The organism is Winslowiella toletana, from assembly GCF_032164335.1.
Lineage (GTDB): Bacteria > Pseudomonadota > Gammaproteobacteria > Enterobacterales > Enterobacteriaceae > Erwinia > Erwinia toletana_A.
This window is the reverse complement of sequence record NZ_CP134152.1, coordinates 4,914,142-4,923,789: the sequence shown is the minus strand read 5'-3', so window position 1 is coordinate 4,923,789 and position 9,648 is coordinate 4,914,142. Positions and strand designations below refer to the sequence as shown.

General features: G+C 50.6%; 10 protein-coding genes and 1 pseudogene. 6 read left to right on the top strand and 5 right to left on the bottom strand.

Annotation, left to right across the window (positions count from 1 at the left end):
• The first annotated feature begins 603 nt into the window (after positions 1-603).
• From rpmH to mnmE, 5 genes are all read left to right on the top strand, one after another.
• A complete protein-coding gene (gene rpmH, locus RIN69_RS22370; RefSeq protein ID WP_003849659.1) occupies positions 604-744 on the top strand; it encodes a 50S ribosomal protein L34 in 141 nt (46 codons plus the stop codon).
• A 15-nt stretch (positions 745-759) separates the two neighbouring features.
• Positions 760-1,119 (top strand): ribonuclease P protein component, encoded by a 360-nt coding sequence (gene rnpA / locus RIN69_RS22365; RefSeq protein ID WP_052901083.1) that lies wholly within the window; start codon positions 760-762, stop codon positions 1,117-1,119.
• Positions 1,083-1,340, top strand: coding sequence for a membrane protein insertion efficiency factor YidD (gene yidD, locus RIN69_RS22360; RefSeq protein ID WP_072133237.1), 258 nt, complete (start codon positions 1,083-1,085; stop codon positions 1,338-1,340). The genes rnpA and yidD overlap by 37 nt, the downstream gene beginning before the upstream one ends.
• Positions 1,341-1,342: 2 nt before the next feature.
• Positions 1,343-2,989, top strand: a complete 1,647-nt coding sequence (gene yidC, locus RIN69_RS22355) for a membrane protein insertase YidC (protein ID WP_313854695.1) — start codon at positions 1,343-1,345, stop codon at positions 2,987-2,989.
• A 132-nt stretch (positions 2,990-3,121) separates the two neighbouring features.
• Complete coding sequence (gene mnmE / locus RIN69_RS22350; RefSeq protein WP_313854694.1) at positions 3,122-4,486, top strand: tRNA uridine-5-carboxymethylaminomethyl(34) synthesis GTPase MnmE; 1,365 nt, start codon at positions 3,122-3,124, stop codon at positions 4,484-4,486.
• A gap of 115 nt (positions 4,487-4,601) precedes the next feature.
• Here mnmE and RIN69_RS22345 read toward each other — a convergent pair whose 3' ends face one another.
• The 3 genes and pseudogenes from RIN69_RS22345 to RIN69_RS22340 form a co-directional block, all read right to left on the bottom strand.
• Positions 4,602-5,342 (bottom strand): hypothetical protein, encoded by a 741-nt coding sequence (locus RIN69_RS22345; protein ID WP_313854692.1) that lies wholly within the window; start codon positions 5,340-5,342, stop codon positions 4,602-4,604.
• 201 nt (positions 5,343-5,543) lie between these two features.
• Positions 5,544-5,690: pseudogene (locus tag RIN69_RS22995) on the bottom strand (RHS repeat-associated core domain-containing protein); the annotation flags it as partial.
• 211 nt (positions 5,691-5,901) lie between these two features.
• Entirely contained in the window at positions 5,902-7,068 is a 1,167-nt protein-coding gene (locus tag RIN69_RS22340; RefSeq protein ID WP_313854691.1) for a glycosyltransferase family 9 protein, read from the bottom strand.
• A gap of 301 nt (positions 7,069-7,369) precedes the next feature.
• Between RIN69_RS22340 and RIN69_RS22335 the strand changes: the two genes are divergently transcribed.
• A complete protein-coding gene (locus tag RIN69_RS22335; RefSeq protein ID WP_313854689.1) occupies positions 7,370-8,110 on the top strand; it encodes a 4'-phosphopantetheinyl transferase family protein in 741 nt (246 codons plus the stop codon).
• 63 nt (positions 8,111-8,173) lie between these two features.
• On the opposite strand, the gene RIN69_RS22330 is transcribed toward RIN69_RS22335, so the two are convergent.
• A complete protein-coding gene (locus tag RIN69_RS22330) occupies positions 8,174-9,487 on the bottom strand; it encodes an NCS2 family permease (protein ID WP_313854688.1) in 1,314 nt (437 codons plus the stop codon).
• Entirely contained in the window at positions 9,453-9,629 is a 177-nt protein-coding gene (locus RIN69_RS22325; protein WP_313854687.1) for a hypothetical protein, read from the bottom strand. Before RIN69_RS22325 ends, RIN69_RS22330 begins: the two co-directional genes overlap by 35 nt.
• Positions 9,630-9,648: the final 19 nt, after the last annotated feature.

Sequence of the window (9,648 nt, the reverse complement as noted above, 5' to 3'; positions counted from 1 at the left end):
GGCGGACTCCACTCGAACAAAATCGATAAGAAAAAAGGCGCTGAAACGATAAATTCATCATTGTTGACGCATGCAGACGATACGCATACGAACCGCTATCTGCGGTTAATCCCGACCACGATCGCTGTTTGGATCGTTAGCGGAAGGGCGGATCATAGCGCAAAGCGCGTCAGAGATCTTCACTTTCTACACAGTTTTTATCCATTTTATCCACAGGACAAGATAGCGGGGATAAGTTTACGCCAACCCGCTCAAAAGGCATTCAGGATCGTCTGCATTCAATGATTTTTCTCGGTGGCATCACGTTATTACCGCAAAATCTTTGCAATCGATCACGATTAGATCCTGGTCGATCCTTGCGCTTTATAATGGACGCCGTATAATTCTCGCCCCGACGTGTTGCGCTCTGGCCCGATTTGGCTGGTTTTACGGGTCAACCCGGGATATCCAGGACGTGACTTAATGCGAAGTAAATTGACTCTGGACTGTACAATTATTACAATCCCGCCTCTTTATTAAAGACACACTGAGGCGTCGGTCGTTTTACTGGCCCATAAACGCGTCACCAAGTGAAATTTTTTTCAAGTTTAGGTAGAAATCGCCATGAAACGCACTTTTCAACCGTCCGTACTGAAGCGCAACCGTTCTCACGGCTTCCGTGCTCGTATGGCAACTAAAAATGGTCGTCAGGTCCTGGCACGTCGTCGTGCTAAAGGCCGTTCTCGTCTGACCGTTTCTAAGTAATAAAGCTAACCCTGAGTGGTTAAGCTCGCATTTCCCAGGGAGTTACGTTTGTTAACTCCCACTCATTTCACTTTCGTCTTCCAGCAGCCACAACGGGCTGGCATGCCGCAAATTACTATTCTCGGCCGCCTTAATCAGCTGGGGCATCCCCGCATCGGTCTTACCGTCGCTAAAAAAAATGTTAAGCGTGCGCATGAGCGTAACCGGATCAAGCGATTGACCCGCGAAAGCTTTCGCCTGCGACAACACGAACTCCCCGCAATGGATTTTGTGGTAGTGGCGAAGAAAGGGGTGGCTGAACTGGATAATCGTGCGCTGGCGGAAGCGTTGGAGAAATTATGGCGTCGTCACTGTCGCCTGGCTCGCGGCTCCTGATTGCGCTGATTCGCGTCTATCAACGCGTCATCAGTCCGCTGTTAGGACCCCACTGTCGTTTTCATCCTACCTGTTCTCAATACGGTATTGAGGCATTGCGCAGGTTTGGAATGATAAAAGGCAGTTGGTTGACGATGAAACGCGTATTAAAATGCCATCCTTTGAACCCGGGTGGCGACGATCCGGTGCCGCCAAAAACCGACGATAACAGAGAACATTAACGATGGATTCGCAACGCAATCTTTTTCTCATCGCTTTTCTGTTCGTGTCTTTTATGATCTGGCAAGCCTGGCAGACGGACAACGCTCCGCAGCCACAGCAGACTCAGACCACACAGAACACGACCAGCGCTGCCGGTGATGCCGCCAATCAGGGCGTTCCTGCCAGCGGCCAGGGTAAGACGATCACCGTTAAGACCGATGTGCTGTCTTTAAATATCAACACGCGTGGTGGTGATATCGATCAGGCCCAGCTGCTGACTTACCCGGACAAACTGGGTTCCTCACAGCCTTTCCTGCTGCTGGAAACTACGCCATCTTTCCTGTATCAGGCGCAAAGCGGCCTGACTGGTCGTAACGGCCCGGATAACCCAGCTAATGGTGCACGTCCGCTGTTTACCACCGAACAGGATCACTTCGAACTGGCCGAAGGTCAGAACGAGTTGCGCATTCCGATGACTTACACGGCGGAAAACGGCGCGGTATACACCAAAATCTTCGTTCTGAAGCGCGGTGAATATGCGATTAACGTCGATTACCAGGTGAACAACACCACGGAGCAGCCGCTGGAAGTCTCCATGTTTGGTCAGTTGAAACAGACTATCGACTTACCTAAGCATCGTGATACCGGTAGCAACAACTTTGCATTACATACTTTCCGCGGTGCGGCTTACTCCACCAGCGAAGAGAAGTATGAAAAATACAAATTTGACACAATCGCGGATAACGAAAACCTGAGCACCACAACCTCTAACGGTTGGGTCGCAATGCTGCAGCAGTACTTTGCTACCGCATGGGTTCCACGTACCGCCGGTACCAACACGCTGTATACCGCTAACCTGGGTAACGGTGTGGCCGCTATCGGCTATAAATCTGCGCCTGTCACTATTGCGCCAGGTTCACAGCAGAATCTTGCGGCAACCCTGTGGGTTGGACCGGAAATTCAGGATCAGATGGCGGCAGTTGCCCCTCACCTTGATCTGACCGTGGATTACGGCTGGTTATGGTTTATCTCTCAGCCGCTGTTCAAACTGCTGAAGTTTATCCATAGCTTTGTGGGTAACTGGGGTGTCTCAATCATCATCATTACCTTCATCGTGCGCGGCATCATGTACCCGCTGACCAAAGCGCAGTACACCTCGATGGCGAAAATGCGCATGCTGCAGCCAAAAATGCAGGCGATGCGTGAGCGTTTAGGTGATGACAAACAGCGTATGAGTCAGGAGATGATGGCGCTGTACAAAGCGGAGAAGGTTAACCCACTGGGTGGCTGCTTCCCGCTGATTATTCAGATGCCAATCTTCCTGGCGCTGTATTACATGCTGATGGGCTCAGTAGAACTGCGTCATGCGCCGTTCGCACTGTGGATTCATGACCTTTCTGCGCAGGACCCGTACTACATCCTGCCGATCCTGATGGGTGTGACGATGTACTTCATCCAGAAGATGTCACCAACCACCGTGACCGATCCAATGCAGCAGAAGATCATGACCTTTATGCCGGTTATCTTCACCGTGTTCTTCTTGTGGTTCCCGTCAGGTCTGGTGCTGTACTACATCGTCAGTAACCTGGTAACCATTCTCCAGCAGCAGCTGATTTATCGCGGCCTGGAAAAACGTGGTCTGCACAGCCGCGACAAGAAAAAAGCGTAATTCGAAACGAATTACCGCATAAATCGCCGAGGCGGCGTTCTCGCCGCCCGTGCTAAACATCAGCACAGTGATTACTATATTAAGGCGGTCAATTGACCGCCTTATTTTTTTGCATCAAACAGAGAGTGAATCATGAGCCATAGCGATACGATCGTAGCCCAGGCGACACCTCCGGGACGCGGTGGCGTCGGTATCCTGCGCGTTTCTGGTGCCAAAGCCGCCGAAGTTGCACAACAGCTGCTGGGCAAACTGCCTAAACCTCGTTACGCCGACTACCTGCCATTTCGTGACGCTGAAGGTAACGCGCTTGATCAGGGTATTGCGCTGTGGTTCCCAGGCCCAAACTCCTTTACCGGTGAAGACGTGCTGGAGCTGCAAGGTCATGGCGGGCCGGTGATTCTCGATCTGCTGCTGAAGCGCATCGTGGCACTGCCCGGCGTGCGAATCGCTCAGCCCGGCGAGTTTTCTGAACGCGCCTTTCTGAATGACAAGCTCGATTTAGCCCAGGCTGAAGCGATTGCCGACCTGATTGATGCCAGTTCAGAGCAGGCCGCACGCTCGGCGCTGAACTCACTACAGGGCGCTTTTTCCGCGCGCGTAAATCATTTAGTGGAAGCACTTACTCACCTGCGAATCTACGTCGAAGCGGCTATCGACTTCCCGGATGAAGAGATCGACTTCCTGTCGGACGGTAAGATTGAGGCGCAGTTACATACGGTGATTGCCGATCTCGACGCGGTACGTGCTGAAGCGCGTCAGGGCAGCCTGCTGCGTGAAGGAATGAAGGTGGTGATCGCCGGGCGTCCTAATGCCGGAAAATCCAGCTTGCTCAATGCATTAGCGGGGCGTGAAGCGGCGATTGTTACTGATATCGCCGGTACGACGCGCGATGTCTTACGCGAACATATCCACATCGACGGGATGCCACTGCATATCATTGATACTGCTGGCTTACGTGAAGCCAGCGATGAAGTTGAGCGCATCGGTATTGAGCGGGCGTGGAAAGAAATTGAACAGGCCGATCGGGTACTGTTTATGGTCGATGGCACCACCACCGATGCCACTGAACCGGCACAAATCTGGCCTGATTTTATTGCCCGATTGCCCGCCAGTCTGCCGATTACCGTGGTGCGTAATAAAGCCGACGTGACCGAAGAGCAGCTGGGTATCACAGAAGTGAACAATCACTCACTTATTCGCCTTTCGGCGCGCACCGGTGACGGCATTGATCTGCTGCGTGACCATCTGAAACAGAGCATGGGCTTTGCCGGCAATATGGAAGGCGGTTTCCTCGCGCGTCGCCGCCACTTGCAGGCGCTGGAGCTGGCCGCTGAGCACTTACAGCAGGGTAAACATCAGCTGTTAGGCGCCTGGGCCGGTGAATTGCTGGCTGAAGAGCTGCGGCTGGCACAGCAGGCGTTAAGTGAAATCACCGGCGAATTTACCTCTGACGACCTGCTTGGGCGCATTTTCTCCAGCTTCTGTATTGGTAAATAAACCGCTTGCCGGAAAAGTTAGTTAGTACCTACCAACCCGAATTAACGGCCTGTTAGTTCGGGTTTTTATCGCCATCTCCAGGCGTGATTTCACTCCCGGTTTGCGGTACATCCGCTCAGCGAAATTGGCCCAACCATGCTTCTTTAAATAAACTGTCGGCATGGTCTGCACTTATCCAGAGATCGGAGGTATTGAAACCGCGATCGCCAAAAGGCCCGGCTATCGGCACGCCGTTCTCGTATGCATCGATACCATAGGTCAGCATCAGCTCATCAGACAGGGGATTGATGCCTGCACGGTATAACTGAGAGGGCGTGGTGAAGGGATGCATTCCCAAAGCAATTTCCCTTACCCGATAAAGATACAGAGGATTGATATCTTCAACTTCCGTCAACTCTGCGGTATTGAGCGATACAACCGCGACTCTTCCAAAGCTTTTTTGCGGTAAAAGCTTTGAAAGATCCATTAAATGATCTTCAACTCCCCGAAACATCGTCGTAGAAGTAACACGTAGCCTGTCTAAATCTCTGCCAGATAAGCTATTCAGTACCAATCTAAAATCGTCAGGATGATTTTGTGCAAACTTTTCCAGCGTGTGTCGGGTGGCATTTTCCAGATGCCCTGCATTAGCGTTTAAAGTGCTTGCTGTAACAGCTCTGCCTTCACCCTCCATCATCAGCCCGCCAAATGGCCTGCTGGCGCTACCTTTCAGCAGAGCAGCCAGCGATTTTGCCTGCGGAGCCAGCCCGGAGACGGCGGCTGAGATCAGTCCGCTTACTATTCCTGTCGCCAGAGCTGCCCATCCCAGTACCGCCGCCGCTTTCACATCAAAATTTTCGACGAACTGCTGTGCCATGGCCAGGCCCGCAGACATCATACCGCTGACTGCCGACACCGCTGAAAGTGATAAGGCCAGCGATGTCCCGCCTGATAGCGGGGTAAACAGCGCCCCGAGAACGATACCGGTCGCGATTCCCAGCCAGCCGATAAAACTGTGATGCCCACCGGGGTCAGACCGGTTTATCGGATCGCCTGCACAGTAGGCATACGGATTAACGCCACCAGCGCCAAAGGGACTCAGGCTGTCCGGACAATTAAAGCGCATCAACAGCGGACTATATTCGCGGTAGCCGTTTCCCAAATGCGTGATACCGCTAACGGGATCAAACCGTTGACCGTTAAACCTCAATATATTTTGGCTCATCAATGCTGCCCCATTTGAAAAAAGTTTTCAGAGGCGTATTTATATCCCATAAATTAACATAAAAGAAAAATAATAATTAATCATTGCAATATTATTTATAAAAATAATTTTTCTCATACTTCGCCGTGATGGCTAACTATTATCGCACCTGATCACATTCATGGTCAGGACAGAACACTGGCATTCCTGACCATGAATATTTTATTACTCGTTACAGAGCTTGCTGTTTATCGTCTAACAACCCTCTTTTATCTATCTCCTGCATAATAAGCTCAGGAATATTCTCTCCTCTGGCCATCATTCTGTGCTGAACAATGATCTGACTGGCATTGTCATAACCGGGTGCCCATAAATCATTATTATCGACAACATTTTTGTAAACTGAGATAAGGGGTTTTTCCCATGCCGCCGAGATGTGCACGATTGAAGTATCTGGCGAGATGATAAGATCGGCTTCATGAATCAATGCCATTACGTGATGTAATGATCCAAACGGATTAATAACAACATTCTCTGGCAAAGAAATAGTTATCTCTTTTCGATGATCAAGCAAGATAACTTTAACATCAGAATAGGACTCATTGAGAAGCTCAATGATTTCGGCTAGTTGCTCTTGAGAGAAACACCTCTCCGGGCTTCCGGTGAAAATATTGATAATCACCTTTTTCTGATTACCCAGCGATGCAAGGTATTCTCTTACTTCGTTAAGTATACTGTCAGGCAGATGCAATTTGTAGGGACGCAGCTTGATTGGGTTCAGTTGCATACAGTCTGCAATCAACGACACTGCCGTGGTGACATGCTCTGTTCCACTTTTAAAGTGAAGTGACTTGCTGTAATGATTAATAACACGCCACTTATTAAATCCGAGTACAGACTTGCCGTTAATTTCGCGTAAGAGTCGCATACGGTGCACGGGCGTGTCGAATAGCGAGGGATCAATAACCAGATCATAATTATTTTTATTCATGGCTTTAATTGCTGACTCTGGCACAGTATGACGATATCTCTTCAGATAGACTTCTGCACTACCATCGTCTGCTTCATAGATATTTCTGACATAGGGGTTATATTTCATCACCGCACTGCTGGACTTAGTCAGCAATATATCAACTTCGTAACCCGCGTCATAAAGACTTTTAACAAGAGGAGAATAAACCACCATATCGCCGATCGTGCCTTCATTACGTAGCAGCAGCACGGTTTTAACAGAATTTATATCAAATACACTTTTTTTACGTTTATCCCAAATGATTTTAGCAATGTATACTTTAATGTTTAATCTTACTTCTTTCAGGTAATAGTTCCGCCGCCTGTTCCATTCCCTTATTTTCCTGAAACGCCCTTTTGAGATTGAAATATCCAGATCCTTACTCAAAGCCAACCTCCATATAATAGATAAAATCTGATAAAATATTAAACCGGCTAAGTATAATGAATTACTCATGTTAATTCTATATTGGGTCAGGCTTGAGATGAGAAGCCGCCTCAGCCGCCCTCTGATCACCGCCAGCTTCAGTATGCGTGTGACGCTGATGTTAGTCCTGATACAGCTCTCAGCCAGCGCGCCCTGTCATTATTCCTAATTTGAGTAACCAGACAGAAAGTCGGGTGAAATTTCTTCAGAAAATTCTTACAATAAGGAAAGTGATTATCCGACCATTTTCATGGAGCGACAGATGGCAAGTCATTTTGTACGCTGGACGCTGGTCCAGAGTCCGGCACGTTTACAACGTTTGCCCCAGAAATTAATAGAAGATTCCTGGAGTCATAACGACAAGCGTCGTATGCGTTTTCTTGCCGCTCGCGTACTGCTGGCCGAACTGATGCTACGTGTTTATGGCATGCAACAACTTCCCGCCTTGATTTCCATGAGCAGCGGTCGTCCCTGCTTTGCCGATCCCGATCTGCCCGACTTCAGCATCTCCTATGCCGGTAACCAGGTCGGCGTGTTACTGGCGGAAGAAGGTGGCCGCGCCGGGCTCGATATGGAAATTGTGCGCGCTCATAGCCGCCAGACGGTGGAAAATCAGCGGCAGTGCCTGACTTCAGGTGAAAAGGCGTGGATTAATGCGCAACATGATGCTGTCGAAGCGGCAACACAGATCTGGACCCTGCGCCAGTGCGTACTGAAACTGAGCGGTGAAGGCCAGCGCAATATCGATTCCTTACGTCTTCATCCGGCTTCCGGCCGCCTGCGTTCAGCCGCCTTTCCTGATATTCAGGCAATCTGCGATGTTGATCCGCTACTGGTGTGGTCATGTGCGCTGTCGCCGGGCACCGAACGCCTGCGCCTGTGGGAATATGATGAGATCAACGGCTGGCTGGCCCTGCGCGATATTGAAGTGAACAAACCTAATATCGGGCCACGCGCGCTGCGCCTGACCAGCATGCCGCAGGAACGTCAGCTACAGCATTAAATAAAAAAGTGGCCGCAGTATCACTCTGCGGCCACCCGTTCTTAATGATTCTCGCCGGAAAATTTAGTGGCCGTCGATAAACACAATCTTCAGTACAAACAGCAGCGCCACTACCACAACACACGGGCTGATCTCACGCCAGCGTCCGGTACCCGCCTTCATCACACAGTATGAAATAAAGCCCAGCGCAATACCTTCAGTGATGGAGAAACTGAACGGCATCATTGCGGCAGTAACAAATGCCGGAACCGCTTCGGTCAGATCGTCCCACTTAACGCGAGCCAGGCTGGAGGTCATCAGCACACCAACGTAGATCAGCGCACCAGCAGCGGCATAGGCTGGCACCATCGCCGCCAGCGGCGAAAGGAAAATCACCAGCAGGAATAACAGACCGGTAACGACTGCCACCAGCCCGGTACGGCCGCCAATGGAAACGCCGGAAGAGCTTTCAATGTATGCGGTAACGGAAGAGGTACCGATAAATGAGCCGGCTACTGAGCTGACGCTGTCGACATACAGTGCCTGCTTCATGCGCGGAAACTTGCCATTCTCATCAGCTAAACCCGCTTTATCGGTTACACCAATCAGCGTTCCCGAGGAGTCGAACAGGTTCACCAGCATAAAGGAGAAGATGATGCCAGCCATACCGATATTCAGCGAACCGGCGAGGTCAACCTGGCCAATCACCGAAGTTACCGAAGGTGGCGCAGAGAAAATACCGTTGTACTGCACATCGCCAAGCGCCATACCGATCAGCGTGGTGACCACAATCGAAACCAGCACCGCCACGTGAATGTTACGCGAGGCGAGAATGGCGATGATAAAGAAGCCCAGCGCACCCAGCAGTACGCTGTGTGAAGTCAGATCGCCAACCGCCACCAGCGTATCCGCATTTGGCACCACGATACCGGCATTTTTCAGGCCGATCATCGCAATTAACAGGCCAATACCGCTGCTGATACCGACGCGCAGGCACAGCGGAATATTGGCAATCATCCAGTAGCGCACGCGGAAAATTGTCAGCAGCAACAGGCCAACCGCGCCCCAGAAGATGGCACCCATACCGGTCTGCCATGAAACGCCCATCGCGCCCACCACCACAAAGGCGAAGAAAGCGTTCAGCCCCATCGCCGGTGCCAGCGCCACCGGTAAGTTAGCCACCAGCCCCATCAGAATACTGCCGAACGCGGCAATCAGACAGGTGGTGACAAACACCGCTTGCGTATCCATGCCAGCAACACCAAGGATCTGCGGGTTCACAAAAACGATATACACCATAGTCAGAAAAGTGGTGCATCCCGCGATCACTTCGGTACGTACCGTGGTGCCATGCTCTTGCAGTTTAAACAGGCGCTGCAATATACCTTGTTTGCTCATTATCAGATTCCGAACGAATGGAAAAATGGTCGACGGCTATCCTATACCAAAACGTCGCTTTTTGATGCGGATCGCCGTGATTTTTCGCAACCGATTGCGCTGTTTTTACCGGTTTATCGCCGCCATTAACCGTAATTGACATTTCTGGTCGCATTCCTGAC

Excerpts from the sequence above, each read along its gene's own strand:
- RIN69_RS22345 (WP_313854692.1), bottom strand. The coding sequence starts at position 5,342 with ATGGCACAGCAGTTCGTCGAAAATTTTGATGTGAAAGCGGCGGCGGTA.
- RIN69_RS22330 (WP_313854688.1), bottom strand. The coding sequence starts at position 9,487 with ATGAGCAAACAAGGTATATTGCAGCGCCTGTTTAAACTGCAAGAGCAT.
- mnmE (WP_313854694.1), top strand. The coding sequence starts at position 3,122 with ATGAGCCATAGCGATACGATCGTAGCCCAGGCGACACCTCCGGGACGC.
- yidD (WP_072133237.1), top strand. The coding sequence starts at position 1,083 with ATGGCGTCGTCACTGTCGCCTGGCTCGCGGCTCCTGATTGCGCTGATT.
- RIN69_RS22325 (WP_313854687.1), bottom strand. The coding sequence starts at position 9,629 with ATGTCAATTACGGTTAATGGCGGCGATAAACCGGTAAAAACAGCGCAA.
- RIN69_RS22335 (WP_313854689.1), top strand. The coding sequence starts at position 7,370 with ATGGCAAGTCATTTTGTACGCTGGACGCTGGTCCAGAGTCCGGCACGT.
- yidC (WP_313854695.1), top strand. The coding sequence starts at position 1,343 with ATGGATTCGCAACGCAATCTTTTTCTCATCGCTTTTCTGTTCGTGTCT.
- rpmH (WP_003849659.1), top strand. The coding sequence starts at position 604 with ATGAAACGCACTTTTCAACCGTCCGTACTGAAGCGCAACCGTTCTCAC.